Here is a 15,004-nt window from a genome sequence, read left to right on the forward strand (position 1 = left end):
TTTCTCGGCCAACTCCGAGAGCTCCGCCTCCAGCTTCACCAGGCGATCCCTGGACGCAGCATCCTCCTCGCGCTTCAGCGCCTCGCGCTCGATCTTGAGCTGCAGCAGACGGCGGTCCAGCTCGTCCAGCTCCTCAGGCTTGCTGTCCACTTCCATCCGCAGGCGGGACGCGGCCTCATCCACCAGGTCAATCGCCTTGTCGGGCAGGAATCGGTCAGTGATGTAGCGATTGCTCAGCGTCGCCGCGGCCACCAGCGCGCCATCGGTGATGCGCACACCGTGGTGCAGCTCATACTTCTCGCGAATGCCGCGCAGGATGCTGACGGTGTCCGCGACACTCGGCTCACCCACCATCACGGGTTGGAAACGACGTGCCAGCGCCGCGTCCTTCTCGATATGCTTTCTGTATTCATCGAGCGTGGTGGCACCAATGCAATGCAGCTCACCCCGAGCCAAGGCCGGCTTCAGCAAGTTGGACGCATCCATCGCGCCATCCGCCTTGCCCGCGCCGATCAGCGTGTGCAGCTCATCAATGAACAGGATCACCTGGCCAGCCGCATCTTCGACTTCTTTCAGCAGGCCCTTCAGCCGTTCCTCGAATTCGCCGCGATACTTCGCACCCGCCACCATGGCGCCCAAATCCACGGACATCACGCGCTTGTTTTTCAGCGCCTCCGGCACGTCGCCCTTGGCGATGCGGATGGCCAGCCCCTCGACGATAGCGGTCTTGCCCACCCCAGGCTCGCCGATCAGCACCGGATTGTTCTTGGTGCGGCGGGCCAGCACCTGGATGGCGCGACGAATCTCCTCGTCCCGCCCGATCACAGGGTCGAGCTTGCCGGTCCGCGCGGCCTCGGTCAGGTCGCGGGCGTATTTCTTCAGCGCGTCGAAGCTCTCCTCGGCGGCCGGCGCATCCACCTTACGGCCCTTGCGCAGGCGGGTGATGGCCTCCTCCAGCGCCTCGGGGGTGGCACGGCCAGCCTTCAGCGCGCGCGAGGCGGCACTTTCGGCAATGGCCAAGCCCAGCAGCATGCGATCCTGCGCCACATAGGCGTCGCCGCCCTTGGTCGCGGCCTGCTGTGCCGCGTCCAGCGCGCGCACCAGCTCGGGCGTGAGTTGCGGCGCCTGGCCGGCGCCCCCGCCCTGCACGGCGGGAATCTTGCGCAGCTCGGCCTCGATGGCGCCGCGCACGGCGTTGGTGTCCCCCCCCGCCGCGGCGATCAGCCCGGAGGCCGCGCCCTGCTCATCATCCAGCAGCGCCTTGAGCAGATGCCCGGGCGTCAGCTGTTGATGATACTCGCGAATGGCGATGGTTTGGGCGGCTTGGATGAATCCGCGCGCGCGCTCGGTAAACTTCTCGATATCCATAGGTCCCTCCTGGAGGCGACAATTCCCCGCGCCCGACGGGCGACAGTTCCGGCGGCGTCCCCGATCGGGCAACACCGCCTTGCTGTTATTGTGGTAACGCGCGAGCCTGGGATTCAAGGGCAATCGAGGTCTGAGCCATGCGTGTCGAACACATCTACCGTTACCCGGTGAAGGGTTTCTCCGCCGAAGCGATGGAGGAGGTGACCCTCACCCCCGGCCAATGCCTGCCGCATGACCGGGAATTCGCCCTGGCCCAGGCCGATTCAGGCTTCGATACGGCCGCACCCGTGTGGATGCGCAAGACCAATTTCGCCTGCCTCATGGCCAATGCGCGGCTGGCGAAGCTGCACACGGCCTATGACCCCAAGACCGGCGAATGGGCCATCCGCCCGGCCGAAGGCCAGCCGCTCATCGCCAATATCCACACGGCGGAGGGCCGCAACCTCGCCGAGGAATACCTGACGCAATTCATGGGCGAGGAAGCCCGCGGCCGCCTGCGCTTCGTCGAGGCGCCGGGCTACAACTTCACCGATATCCCGCAGAAATCCGTCTCGATCATCTCGCTGGCCAGCCTGCACGCCTTGGAACGGGCGGCCGGCATGCGGCTCGATCCGATTCGCTTCCGGGCTAACATCTATGTCTCCGGCGGGAAGGAATGGGGCGATTTCGACCTGATGGGCCAGGAAATCCAGCTGGGCCAGGCGCGGCTGCGCGTCTGGAAGCGCATCGTCCGCTGCCCGGCCACGGAGGTGAACCCCGAAACAGCCGAACGCGACGCCAAGCCCCCCCGCGTGCTGCGCGAGCATTTCGGCCATGCCGATCTTGGTGTTCAGGCGGAGGTGCTGGACGGCGGCCGGGTTTCGATCGGGGATTCGCTGGAGGCGCTGAGCCCGACCTGACGCATGTTCAAGCCGTGCGGCCTCGCAAGGCGGCTCGGAAACGGCGTGCGAGCAACGGCCGGGAGGCGTTTCACCCTCCTTGCTTCCCATGGCACGGGTCCGGCAGGCAGCCGAAAAAATCCTTGGACGAGATCGAGGGGCCAGCCCCTCGAGCACCCCGGCAGGAAACTCGTTTCCTGCACCTTCATCAGCTGGGTTCGCAAAATCGACGATCCGAGAAACTCTGTTTCTTGGCGAAGTTGGCCGCAAAGCGGAGACAAGGCGAGAGGGCAAAACCGTCTCGAAGCCTCGCCTCTTTGAGCAACCTGCCAGCCTGGAGCCAGCCTGCTGAACCAGGCACCCGCATGAGCAGGCCGTGCCTCACACCGGAGCCGCATTCCCGTTGGCCCGTCCGCTGAAGCGGCGACCGCCTGGTAGCCGCCGCTTCAGGCCCCTTTCTGCTCGGGCCGGCCCCCCCTTCCGCGTCCGGGCGGATCATTGGGGTCGGTGTCGGTGGGGCCAGTTGGCGCAGGGCGGTTGCCGCCGCGGCCAGCGCCGGCCGGGTCATTCGGGTCACTGTCGCTCACGCCGCGCGGCTGGCCCTGGCGTGGCGCATTGCCGCCACGCCCCTGGCCGGGCGGATCGTTCGGGTCGGAATCGCTCTGACCTTGCCGGGGTGCATTGCCGCCGCGCCCCTGGCCCGGCGGATCGCTCGGGTCGGAATCGCTCTGTCCCTGGCCCTGATTGGGGCGTGGCGCATTGCCACCGCGCCCCTGGCCGGGAGGATCAGTCGGGTCGGAATCACTCTGACCTTGCCGGGGCGCATTGCCGCCGCGCCCCTGGCCGGGCGGATCGTTCGGGTCGGAATCGCTCTGACCCTGCCGGGGTGCATTGCCGCCGCGCCCCTGGCCCGGCGGATCGCTCGGGTCGGAATCGCTCTGTCCCTGGCCCTGATTGGGGCGTGGCGCATTGCCACCCCTGCCATTGCCGGGCTGGTCATTCGGGTCCGCATCGGTCACGCCGGTCTGCGGTGGACGGGGGCCGGATTTGGTTCCCTGGGCATGACTTTCAGCGGTGACGGCGGTCCCGCCCAGTGCCGCGATGTTCAGCACCAGCAAACGTCGCCTGAGCCTGGGGTCGAATTTGGTCATCTAGGCCTCCACATTGCTGGTAAGGCTAGGCCGCATCCGCGCTGAATGCACGCCATCCGGCTTTCCGGTCACATTGATTTCCCGTCATGTTGAGGCCGAGGCCTATGGCTGGGCCGCGGTCTGCTCCATGGCGGCCAGCGCGCCCGCCGCACCCAGCAGCCGCAACCGCCCCTGCAGCCGCAGACAGGCCCCCAGGATCAAGCCGCGCGCCAACAGCCCTTCGGCGCAGCGCTCACCCGCTTCCAGGGCCGCGGCCACCACTTCGGCCGGCAATTCTCCCACCGCCACGGTCACCGGCAAATCCTTGAGATCGCTGTCGGGATCAAGGTCGCAAGCCCGTTGGCGGGTGATGGCGGGATGGTCGGCATCCACCGCATTGGCGATGATGCTGGCCGCCGCATCCGCTTCCGGCGCCCGCAGCGCCAGAACCGTCACGGCATCGGCAATGCCCCGGCTGAAGCTGCGCCCGCGCCAGCCTGAGGTGGCGATGCCGCGCACCGCATCCCCGCCACGGATCACCGCAAGGCCGCTCGATTCCGCCCGCGCCGGATCCTCGACCAGGCCAACCCGCAAGGTGCTGCTGGGCGAGAGATGCAGCGCGATATCGCCACCATTATTGACATGCGCGAGGCTGATGCCCGGCACCGCGATGATGGCCAGCAGCACATGCTCGGCCACCGCGCCGGCGACCGCCACCATGGGCGTGACGAAGTGCATGCGGTGCGGCCAGGCGGCCTCGGCCATGCGCTGCGCCACCGGGTGCCGCAGGCTGGGCATCCGGCCGAACAGGGGCGCCCGCAAGAGAGAGAGTTCCTGCGAGAGCCCAGGCAGCACGCCATGCAGCGCCCGCCAGGCGGCCTCCCGCGCTTCCAGCACGGCCGGGCGCGCGCCTTCAATGCCAATCACCAGGTCAATCGGGCCATCCTGCAGGTGCAGCCGCCCATCGGGCAGCAAGGCGCGGCGCGGGGCAGGCCATTCATGATCCGGCGCGCGCGTCATGTCGGCGCTGTCGGCCAGGGGTTGCCGGCGGGCCAGGGCGCTTGGGCAGCGGCCGAGCCATATTGTTCCAACAAGGAAGCGAGGCTCAGTGCCTGGCCCAGATGCCCGCCCATCGCGGCATAGAGGTCGGCCCGCAAGGTGAATTCCAGAGGCGCCACCAAGGCGGGGGTCGGCACATAGCCAAAGGCCTTGTCCGGCAGTCGCAACACATCGGCCATGAGGGTGATCCCGCCTCCCGGATAGAGGTAGCAGGGCGCTCCCCCCATCGTGATGCGGACTTCACCGCGCTGCACCGCGCGCGTCAACAGGATGGGGTTGTCCGTGACGCCCGCCCGCAGCGAGCCCCCCGCCCCGGCCATGAACAGGATGGAGGTCAGCGCCGGTTCGCAATTCTCCCCGATGCGGGCAACGCTTTTCGCGATGGCGGCCGGAACGGCGGCCGGGATGGGGCGCAGCGCCTCATCCAGTTCCACATAGAGGAAATCCTCGCCCGTGGTGCTGGTCAGCAGCAGGCGCATGCCGGGCCAGGCGAGCTTGGGGTCAATGCTTTCGATCAGCGTCAGCGGATCGGTCACGTCGGTGCCGCCCCAGCCCGTGCCGGGATGCGCCACCTGGAAGTAGCGCCCGGGCGTGGAGCGGCGGCCGCGCACACGAATGCCGGAGGGGCGCATATTCAGGCATTTCCCGGCCTGGTGCTCCGTCAGGACGCCGGTGATGTGGTCATCCACCACGATCACCTCATCCACATGGCCCTGCCATTGCTGCGCGAAGATGCCCACGGCCGCGCTGCCGCAACCCACCCGCATGCGCTGCTCCGGCACGCCGTTCACGATGGGCGCCGCACCCGCTTGCAGCACCAGCTTGGACCCGCCCTCGATCTGCACCTCGATCGCCTGTTTTCCCGCCAGGGCCAGCATGGCGGCGCAGGTCACATTCCCCTCGCGCTTCGAGCCGCCGGTCAAATGCCGCACGCCGCCGATACTGAGCATCTGCGAGCCATATTCGGCGGTGGTGACATGGCCGATCTGCTCGCCCTCATGCATCACGCGGGCGGCTTCCGGACCAAGATGGCGGTCCGTATCAATCTTCGCCTTCAGGCCGCAATAGCTGAAGATGCCCTCGGTCACGACGGTGACGGTATCCACCCCCGCATGAATGCTGCTGACGATGAAGGGGGCGGGCTTGTAGTCGGGATAGGTGGTGCCGGCGCCGATGGCGGTGACGAAGGTGTTTTGGGCGATGCCGCCATCCCAAGCCTCGGCGGCGTCGAGGAAGGGCACCAGCGGCTGGTCCGTCCGGGTCAGCAGCACCAGCGGGTCGGTGCGGACCAGGCGGCCCTCCTCATTGGCGTAGCGATGGCAGGCGCCGGCGCGGCCAGGGCGGATGCGGCAGAGCACGGGGCAGGCATCGCAGCGGACGATGCCATCGGCCTCGGCGGCGCCGAAGATGGAGGTGCGGTCTACCACGTGAAATCTCCGTTGCGCCGATTCATGGCGAGAGACGTCCGCCTCCGGCGGCTGGGGCCATGGGCCCCAGACCCCGTTCCCTGGCGAAGCGCCGCTGCGGCGAAGGTGATGGGCAAACTGAACAATCGGGGTCTGGGGCCCATGGCCCCAGCCGCCGGAGACCTCTTATCTTTACCACCGGCCTTTCCCCTTCAGCGCTTCCAAAACCCGATGCGGCAGCGCCGGAATGCGATGGCACTCCGCCCCCGTCGCATCGCGAATCGCCGAGAAGATGGCCGGTGCCGTCGCCACCAGCGCGGGCTCGCCCACGCCCTTGGCGCCATAGGGGCCCAGCGGCTCACGCTCCTCGATCAGGATGCACTCGATGGGCGGCACGTCGCCGAAGCTCGGGATCAGGTAGTCGTGCAGATTCTCGGTACGGCCGGGGATGTATTCCTCCATCAGCGCGAGGCCGATGCCCTGGGCGATGCCGCCATGGATCTGTCCCTCCACCAGCGTGGGGTTGATGGCACGCCCCACATCATGCGCGGCGACAAAGCGTTGCAACTTCACGGTGCCGAGCTTCACATCCACGGCCAGCGCACAGAGCTGCGCCGCGAAGCCATAGGTGGCGTAGGGAATGCCCTGCCCATTCGCGTCGAGCGGGATCGTCGGCGGGTCAAAACGGCCAAACCCCTCGATGGGCGCGGCCGGCCGGAATGGCGCGCCATCCAGCGTCAGCCCGCCGCTCCAGCCCAACACGCCATTGCTGCCGCGCAGGATCTTCGCGCGCAGATCAAGTGCGGCTTCCATCGCGGCGCGGCCACTGACGAAGGTCTGGCGAGAGGCGCTGGTCTTGCCGGCATCCGGGGTGGTGGCGGTATCGCCATTCACATGGGCCAGTGCCGCGACGGGCAGGCCCAGTGCCTCCGCCGCGATCTGCGCCAGCACGGTGGAGGAACCCTGGCCGATATCCACCGCGCCATTGAAGAAGGTGATCCGCCCGTCGGTGCCGAGCACCAGGCGCATCTCCGACGGGTTGGACATGCCGGTATTGCCGATGCCGTACCACATGCCGGCCACACCCACGCCATGCCGCAGCACGCCGCCCTGGGCGTTCTTCGCCGCCGCTTCCGCACGCAGCGCCGTCCAGGCGGGGCGCAGCGCTTCGAGGCAGAGCCGCTGCCCGGCCGAATGCTCCAGGCGCTGGCCCGTCGCCGTCACGTCGCCCGCCACCAGCGCATTGCGAATGCGGAATTCCAGCCGATCCAGCCCACAGGCATCGGCGAGGCGATCCCACAAGCCCTCCTGCGCGATGGCCGCCTGCGGCACACCAAATCCACGAAACGCGCCGGCAGGCGGCTGATGCGTATGCACCGCCCGCGCCCGCGCGCGCACATGCGGCACGCGATAGGGGCCCGTGGCGTGCACCGGCACGCGGCCGGCCACGGTCGGGCCCCAACTGGCATAGGCGCCGGTGTCGTAAAGCCCCTCGAAATCCAGCGCGACCAGGCGGCCCTCGGCGTCGCATCCGGCGCGGGCGGTGATGCGCGCGGGGTGGCGCTTGGTGCTGGCCGCCATGCTCTCGGTGCGGGACCAGATGGCCCGCACCGGGTGATCCATCACCCAGGCGGCCACGGCCAGCATGGGCTGGATGCCCGCATCCAGCTTGCCGCCAAAGCCACCACCACAGGCCGAGGGGATGATCCGCACCGCATCCATCGAGAGCCCAAGCACGCCCGCCACTTCCTCGCGGTCCATCGCCGGGGCCTGGGTGCTGGACCAGACTTCGATGCTCTCACCGATGCGGCGCGCGTAACCGGCTTCCGGTTCGATATAGGCATGCTCGACAAACCCCGTTCGCCAATCGCCCTGCACGACATGCGTGGCCCTGGCCAGTGCGGCGTCCACATCGCCACAGCGCACCAGGCCCTCGGCCAGGACATTGTCGGGGAATTGGGCGTGCAGCGCCGCCGCCTGCAGCGCCGCGCGCGGATCATCGAGGGCTTTCAGCTTCTCCCAGATGATGGGCAGCGCCTCGAAACGGAGTGCCTCCACCGCCTCGCGCGTGCCGATCACCGCCGCCACCGCATCACCGCGATACAGCGCTTCGCCATCAGCGAAAACCGGCTGGTCCTTGATGTGCGGGTAGATCCCGTAGCCATTCCGGCCCGGAGCATCGCGCGCCGTCAGAAGGCGTGAAATGCCAGGATGCGCGGCCAGGAACGCCGCCACATCGGAGATGGTGAAACGCGCATGGGCATGCGGGCTGCGGATGGCGCGCATCCAGAGCGCATCGGCGGGGGCGAGATCGGCGCCGTAGCGCTCCGTGCCGTCCAGCTTGGACGGGCCATCCACGCGCGGCAGCCGGGCGCCGACCATGCCAAGCTCGGCATGCGCATCCAGGCCGCGGACAGCGTTGATGATCAGGCGGTAGCCCGTGCAACGGCAGAGCACGCCGCCCAGGGCCTGTTCCACCTCGGCTTCGCTGGGCGTCGGATTTCGCCGCAGCAATTCCGTGGCCGCGACGATCATCCCCGGCGTGCAGATGCCGCATTGCGCGGCGCCATGGGCATGGAAGCGCGCCATCAAGGCCTGGCCCTCGGGCGTTGCAGCGATGCCCTCGATGGTCTCGACCTCGGCGCCCGCGCATTGGCCGAGCGGTGTCAGGCAGGCGCAGGCCTGGGCGCCATCCACCAGCACGGTGCAGGCGCCGCAATCGCCCGCATCACAGCCAAGCTTCGTGCCGGTCAGCCCCAGCGAATCCCGCAGCGCGTCAGCCAGCCGCGTGCCGCCATCGAGGGCCAGTTCGCGCGGCACGCCATTCACCAGAAGGGCGGTCATGCCGCGAGGCTTTCACGGGCCCGCGCCACCAGTTCGGCGGCCGCCGCCCGGCGATAATCCGCCGTGCCGCGCACATCATCCATGGGTGTCAGCGCGCCCTCACCCCACAGGCGCGCCACTTCCGAGCAGGAGCCGATGGCGATGCGCCCCTCGGCATTGGCGGCGACCATGACGATGGAAATCACCAGATGCGCCCGCGCCCCCAGCTTGAGAAACACGGAACGCCATGCGGCCCGCGCCATGGGCACATGCAGCGCGACCAGCAGCTCATCAGGCGCGCGCGCCGTGCGGCGATTGCCCAAGATGAATTCCGCCAGTTTCAGGCGACGGCGGCCGCGCTGGCTGGCCAATTCCACCTCCGCATCGAGCACCAGCAGGGGCGGCACGCCATCCGCCGCTGGCGAGGCGTTGCAGAGGTTGCCGCCAATGGTCCCGCGTGCCTGCACCTGGCGCCCGCCCACCTGGCGTGCCGCTTCCCGCAGCGCGTCAAAGCCGGGCGGCAGATCCGCATCGCGCAGGCTGGCCCAGCTGGTGGCGGCGCCGATGCGCCAGGAATCCGGCGCGCGGGTGATGCCGCGCAGCTCTGGAATGGCCGTGATGTCCAGCTGATCAGCCTGCTCCGGATTGCCCCAGGCCGCCCGATGCGCGCGGGCCGGAAAGAGATCAGTCCCACCCGCCATCACCTGCCAGGGGCCTTGCGCCAGCGCTTCCAACGCAGCGGACAACTCATGCGGCCTTCGATACAAACCCAATCCCTCCAACGCGATGGCCCCTTGGCGCGGCGCTCCATCGGCACGTAACCTGTCGTGGCAGCTTAAGGGGATCGGGCATGGCGCGCATACTGGTGAAGGGGCTTGGCCTCATCTTTTCGGGCGATTTCGCGGCACCGCGTCTCGATGCGGAAGCGATCCTGATCGAGGGCGGAAGGATCGTCGGCATCGGAGCGGCGAAGGATTTCGAGGCCGAGACGGTGTTCGACGCCCAGGGCTGCGCCGTCATGCCTGGGCTGATCGACAATCACGTCCACCCGGCCTTCGGCGACTGGACGCCGCGGCAAAACCAGCTCGGCTTCATCGAGGCCATGGTGCATGGCGGCACGACAACGCTGATCAGCGCGGGTGAGGTGCATCTGCCCGGCCGCCCCAAGGATGCGGTGGGGGTGAAGGCGCTGGCCATCGCCGCCCAGCGCTGCTTCTCGGCGTTTCGCCCGATGGGCGCACGCGTCATCGCCGGCGCGCCGGTGCCCGAACGTGGCTTCACCGAGGCCGATTACCAGGAGATGGCGGCCGGCGGTGTCACGCTGCTGGGCGAAATCGGCCTCGGCACCCTCAAGGAAGCCGATGAGGTGGTGGAGACCATGGGCTGGGCGCGCAAGGCCGGGCTGAATGCCATGATCCATTGCGGCGGGCCTTCCATTGCAGGCTCCAACCTGATGCAGGCCGAGGTGGTGATCGCCGCCGATGCGGATATCGTGGCGCATATCAATGGCGGCCCGACTTCGCTGCCCGCCGCCGAACTCACCAAGGTGATCGCCGGCACCCATCGCGCCATCGAGATCGTGCACAATGGCAATCCGCGCAACGCCATCCATGCGCTGAAGGTGCTGACCGAGATGGGCCGGCTGGACCGGCTGGTGATCGGCACCGACAGCCCCGCCGGCTCCGGCGTGCAGCCCTTGGGCGTGATGCGCACCATCTCGCTGCTCTGTTCGCTGGGCGGGCTGGATCCGGCCATCGCCATCGCGGCGGCGGGGGGCAATACGGCGCGCTGGCGCAACATCCAGGCCGGCGTGATCAAGCTGGGGGCGGCGGCGGATCTGGTGTTCCTGGACGCGCCCATCGGCGGCGCCGGCCGCGATGCGAGCGAGGCCTTCACCTATGGCGAATTGCCCGGCATCGGCATGGTGATGGTGGATGGCGAGGTGAAGACCATGCGCAGCCGCAACACCCCGCCCGCGGCCCGCATTCCGGTGGTTCTGTCATGATCATCCGCAAGATATTCACGAGCGTCGAGGAAACGCGCCTGGAGATGGGGCGCGAGGTCTCACCCCCCATCCGCCGCGCCATCGCGGCCATGGTGCTGAAGAACCCCTTCGCCGGCCGCTATGTGGAAGACCTCTCGGAGCTGATCGAGGCCAGTGTGCCGCTCGGCGCCGAACTCGCCGCGCGCGCCATCGCGGCCCTCGGCATCCCCGGTGACCAGGTGCACAGCTTCGGCAAGGCGGCCATCGTGGGCGAGGATGGCGAGCTGGAACACGCCGCCGCCCTGCTGCATCCCAAGATGGGGGCGCCCGTTCGCGCGGCACTCGGCAAGGGGCCGGCGCTGATTCCTTCGGCCAAGAAGCGCGGCGGGCCGGGCACGCCGATTGACATCCCCCTCGGCCACAAGGATGCCGCCTTCGTGCGCAGCCATTTCGACGCCATCGAGGCGCGGCTCACCGATGCGCCGATGCGCGATGAAATCCTGCTCTGCCTGGCGCTGACCACGGGAGGGCGGCCACTGCCGCGCGTCGGCGGGCTGACGACGGGCGAGATCATCGGCCAGGATGGCTTGCGATAATCTGATGAAACTTCGGTAGGCGTCACTTATGCTGCACTGCATGCATGACGCCATCCGCTTCACCCTGAACCAGATTCCGCGCGAATTGCCGCGCGAAACCTTGCCCACCCAGACCTTGCTCGACTGGCTGCGCGCGCAAGGCATGACCGGCACCAAGGAAGGCTGCGCCGAGGGCGATTGCGGCGCGTGCACCGTGGTGCTGGAAGCTGCCGATAGCGCCCGCACGCCCATCAATGCCTGCCTTTGCACGTTGGGCCAGTTGCATGGCCGCGCCATCCGCACCGTCGAGGGGCTGGGGCCCGATCACCCCATCCCGCGCGCCATGGCCGCGGCGGATGCGACACAATGCGGCTTCTGCACGCCGGGCATCGTGATGTCCGCCTGGGCGCAAGCAAGCGAGGGCGGCGAGGCGCATGAGGCGCTGGCCGGCAACCTTTGCCGCTGCACCGGATATCGACCGATCCTCGATGCCATGGCGAGCCTTGCGGAAGAGGAGGCCGTGCCGCCCGCCCTGCCGCAAAGCTCCAGCGCAAGCTTCGGAGGCTTTCACCTGCCGGCGAGCCTGGCCGAGGCGCTGGCCCTGCGCGCGGCCCTTCCCGCCGCCTGGCTGCTGATGGGCGGCACCGATCTGGGCCTGCGCTTCGCCGAGCATCGCGAGCATCCGGCCGAGGTCATCTGCCTGCTGAGCGTGACGGAGATGCAGGGCATCACGCGCAGTGCAACGGGGCTCAGCATCGGCGCCGCCGCCCCCTATGCGGAACTCCTGGCGGCCTGCCGCGCCGATGTGGATTTCGCGCCGCTTGCACCCTATCTGGCGCGGCTCGGCTCGCGACAGATCCGGGGCCTGGGTACGGTGGCCGGCAATCTTGGCACCGCCTCCCCCATCGGCGACGCGCTGCCCATCCTGCTCGCGCTGGACGCCGAGGTGGAGCTGGCCGCACCGCGCGCCATACGGCGCCTGAAGGTGGAGGATTTCATCACCGGCTATCGCCGCAACGCGCTCCAGCCGGACGAACTGATCCTGGCCATCCATCTGCCACGCCCACCCGCCGGCGCGCTGCTGGCGGCGGAGAAACTCTCGCGGCGGCATGACCAGGATATCAGCGCCGTCTCCCTGGTCGCCTGCCTGAGCTTGCGCGATGGCGTGGTGCAGGACGCGCGCCTCGCCTTCGGCGGCATGGCGGCCAGGGCCGAGCGCGCGCCTGCGGCCGAGGCTGCGCTGAAGGGCCGCACCCTGGATGACGCCGCAATGCGCGCGGCCGGTGCCGCGCTGCATTTCACGCCGATGAGCGATGCGCGCGCCAGCGCCGAGTATCGCCTGGAAGCGGCACGCGGATTGCTGCGCCGCGTGGCACTGCGCCACACCCATCCGCATCTCGCCGCCGAAGTGCATGCGTGATGGATGACGCAACACCCAGGCTGCGCTTTGCCGGCCAGGCGATGCGCCATGACAGCGCGCTGAAACACGCCACGGGCGAGGCGCGCTTCCTAGATGACCTGCCCGAGCCCGCCGGCACGCTGCATGCGGCCCTGGCACTCTCGCCCGTCGCGCATGGGCATTTGCTGGGGTTGGAGACCGCGGCCGCGGCGGCCATGCCGGGCGTGGTGCGGATCATCACCGCCCGCGATATTCCGGGCGAGAATGACATCGCACCCATTGGCAGCGGCGAGCCGATGCTGGCCGAAAACCTTGTGGAGCATCACGGCCAGGCCATCGCGCTCGTGGTGGCACGGACGCGCGATGCGGCACTTCGCGCCGCCGCCGCCATCACACCGCGCATCGCGATGCTGCCGCCCATCCTCAGCATCGAGGAGGGCCTGGCCCGCGAGGCCTGGATCATCCCGCCGCAGATCATCCGCGAGGGCGATGCCGCCGCCGCATTGGCCCGGGCGCCCCATGCGCTGCGTGGCGAATTCCAGGCCGGCGGGCAGGAGCATTTCTACCTGGAAGGCCAGATCACGCTCGCCATTCCAGGCGAGGATGGCGAGATGCTGGTGCATGCCTCCACCCAGCACCCGACGGAGGGGCAGCATGTCATCGCCCGCGTGCTGGGCGTGCCCTATCACCGCGTCACCGTGCAATGCCGCCGCATGGGCGGCGCCTTTGGCGGCAAGGAAAGCAATGCGAGCTGGGTGGCCGCCGCAGCTGCCGCCGCGGCCGCGCTGACTGGCCAACCGGTGAAGCTGCGCCTGCCACGCTGCGCCGACATGGCGGCGACGGGCAAGCGGCATCCGTTTCTCTATCGCTGGCACGTCGGCTTCGATTCCGACGGCAAGCTCCTGGCTCTCGATGCCCTGCTGGCCGGCGATGGCGGGCATAGCCTCGACATGTCAGGCGGCGTGGTGTTCCGGGCCGTCACCCACGCGCTGAATTGCTACGCCGTGCCGGATGTGACGATCACGGCCTGCGCGGTGAAGACCAACCACGTCAGCAACACGGCATTTCGCGGCTTTGGCGGGCCACAGGGCGCATTGCTGATGGAGGAGGTGCTCCATGCCATCGCGCGGCATCTGGACCGCGACGTCGAGGATCTGCGTGCGATCAATATCGCCGCACGCACACCCTATGGGCAAGCGCTGGAACCGGAGCTGACGCGGCGGGTCTGGGCGGAGGCCAGGCGCGATGCGGGATGGGCCGAAAAGCAGGCCGAGATCGCCGCCTTCAACGCCGCGCACCCGACGCTGCGCCGCGGGCTTGGCAGCTTCGTCTGCGCCTTCGGCATCAGCTTCGGCATTCCGCATCTGAACCAGGCCGGGGCGCTGGTGCATATCTATACCGATGGCTCGATCCGCCTCGCGCATGGCGGCACCGAGATGGGGCAGGGCCTATTCATCAAGGTGGCGCAGGTGGTGGCCGAGGTGTTCTCCGTACCCGTCGGCCAGGTCGGCATCAGCGCGACGACGACGGCGGAAATCCCCAATACCAGTGCCACCGCCGCCAGCACCGGCAGCGACCTCAATGGCTGGGCCGCCCATGCGGCGGCCACCACGCTGCGCGAACGCATGGCCAGCGTCGCCGCCGCACATTTCGGCTGCGCGGCCGAGGAGGTCATCTTTGAAAATGGCTCGGTCTTTCCGGCGCGGCCGGGCAGCAATGAGCGGCTGGGCTTCGGGGACCTCGCCAAGCTTTGCTGGAAGGCCCGCGTCAGCCTCTCCGCCACCGGCTTCTACAAGACGCCCGATATCCATTGGGACGCGCAGGCGATGCGCGGCGCGCCCTTCTTCTATTTCAGCTACGGCGCCGCGGTGGCCGAGGTGATCCTGGATACGCTGACCGGCGAGCATCGCTGCCTTTCGGCGCATCTCGTGCAGGATTGCGGGCGCAGCCTGAACCCAGCGATTGACCTCGGTCAGATCGAAGGCGCCTTCGTGCAGGGGCTGGGCTGGCTGACCAGCGAGGAGCTGTTCTGGGATGCGGAGGGGCGCCAGTGCAATCTTGGCCCCTCCACCTACAAGATCCCGGGCTCGCGCGATGTGCCGCCGGTCTTCAGCACCCGCCTCCTGGAAGGCGCGCCCAACCGGGCCGCGACCATCTTCCGCAGCAAGGCGGTGGGCGAGCCGCCGCTGCTGCTGGCGACCGCGGTGGTCAACGCACTGCGTGCCGCGGCAGGGGTTGCGCATCTGGATTTGCCAGCCACGCCCGAGCGGCTTCTGCTTAATTTGAGGGCACAAAAAACCGCTTGATGAAAGGCGCTTGCAAGCCAGTCACAGCCTCGCCATACAGGCGGTAAGGCTGCCCGGAAATGTGGCAAGCCAAGAG

At 68.6% G+C, this 15,004-nt stretch carries 11 protein-coding genes (1 of these 11 running past the window's edge); 5 read left to right on the forward strand and 6 right to left on the reverse strand.

Translation table 11 applies throughout. From position 1 onward, the window contains the following. On the reverse strand, positions 1-1,368 hold the 5' portion of the coding sequence (clpB, locus tag LHU95_RS21350; RefSeq protein ID WP_248708970.1) for an ATP-dependent chaperone ClpB. The gene continues 1,221 nt to the left of window position 1, outside the view; 1,368 of the gene's 2,589 nt are visible here — the first part of the coding sequence; the start codon lies at positions 1,366-1,368; its stop codon lies off the left edge, out of view. Positions 1,369-1,505: 137 nt separating this feature from the next. Here clpB and LHU95_RS21355 point away from each other — a divergent pair, with 137 nt between their 5' ends. Continuing rightward, entirely contained in the window at positions 1,506-2,267 is a 762-nt protein-coding gene (locus tag LHU95_RS21355) for an MOSC domain-containing protein (RefSeq protein ID WP_248708971.1), read from the forward strand. A gap of 425 nt (positions 2,268-2,692) precedes the next feature. On the opposite strand, the gene LHU95_RS21360 is transcribed toward LHU95_RS21355, so the two are convergent. From LHU95_RS21360 to LHU95_RS21380, 5 genes are all read right to left on the reverse strand, one after another. Beyond that, positions 2,693-3,397 (reverse strand): hypothetical protein, encoded by a 705-nt coding sequence (locus LHU95_RS21360; protein ID WP_248708972.1) that lies wholly within the window; start codon positions 3,395-3,397, stop codon positions 2,693-2,695. Positions 3,398-3,499: 102 nt separating this feature from the next. Further along, positions 3,500-4,396 carry a UPF0280 family protein gene (locus tag LHU95_RS21365; protein WP_248708973.1) on the reverse strand — a complete coding sequence of 299 codons (897 nt, stop codon included), beginning with the start codon at positions 4,394-4,396 and terminating at the stop codon, positions 3,500-3,502. Beyond that, the gene (locus LHU95_RS21370) at positions 4,393-5,862 is read right to left on the reverse strand and encodes a 6-hydroxynicotinate reductase (protein WP_248708974.1); all 1,470 of its coding nucleotides are present in this window, start codon (positions 5,860-5,862) and stop codon (positions 4,393-4,395) included. The genes LHU95_RS21365 and LHU95_RS21370 overlap by 4 nt, the downstream gene beginning before the upstream one ends. 171 nt (positions 5,863-6,033) lie before the next feature. Continuing rightward, positions 6,034-8,685, reverse strand: a complete 2,652-nt coding sequence (locus LHU95_RS21375; RefSeq protein WP_248708975.1) for a molybdopterin cofactor-binding domain-containing protein — start codon at positions 8,683-8,685, stop codon at positions 6,034-6,036. Continuing rightward, positions 8,682-9,410, reverse strand: a complete 729-nt coding sequence (locus LHU95_RS21380; protein WP_248708976.1) for an FAD binding domain-containing protein — start codon at positions 9,408-9,410, stop codon at positions 8,682-8,684. The genes LHU95_RS21375 and LHU95_RS21380 overlap by 4 nt, the downstream gene beginning before the upstream one ends. Positions 9,411-9,514: 104 nt before the next feature. On the opposite strand from LHU95_RS21380, the gene LHU95_RS21385 reads away from it, so the two are divergent. The 4 genes from LHU95_RS21385 to xdhB are packed head-to-tail and all read left to right on the forward strand — an operon-like array spanning position 9,515 to position 14,928. Next, positions 9,515-10,669 carry an amidohydrolase family protein gene (locus LHU95_RS21385; protein ID WP_248708977.1) on the forward strand — a complete coding sequence of 385 codons (1,155 nt, stop codon included), beginning with the start codon at positions 9,515-9,517 and terminating at the stop codon, positions 10,667-10,669. Then, a complete protein-coding gene (locus LHU95_RS21390; protein ID WP_248708978.1) occupies positions 10,666-11,244 on the forward strand; it encodes an amino acid synthesis family protein in 579 nt (192 codons plus the stop codon). Before LHU95_RS21385 ends, LHU95_RS21390 begins: the two co-directional genes overlap by 4 nt. A gap of 40 nt (positions 11,245-11,284) precedes the next feature. Next, positions 11,285-12,643, forward strand: coding sequence for an FAD binding domain-containing protein (locus LHU95_RS21395; RefSeq protein ID WP_248708979.1), 1,359 nt, complete (start codon positions 11,285-11,287; stop codon positions 12,641-12,643). Continuing rightward, positions 12,643-14,928 carry a xanthine dehydrogenase molybdopterin binding subunit gene (gene xdhB, locus LHU95_RS21400; RefSeq protein ID WP_248711597.1) on the forward strand — a complete coding sequence of 762 codons (2,286 nt, stop codon included), beginning with the start codon at positions 12,643-12,645 and terminating at the stop codon, positions 14,926-14,928. Before LHU95_RS21395 ends, xdhB begins: the two co-directional genes overlap by 1 nt. Positions 14,929-15,004 lie beyond the last annotated feature (76 nt).

The sequence above is a fragment of the Sediminicoccus sp. KRV36 genome (assembly GCF_023243115.1).
In the GTDB taxonomy this organism is placed as follows: Bacteria; Pseudomonadota; Alphaproteobacteria; order Acetobacterales; family Acetobacteraceae; genus Roseococcus.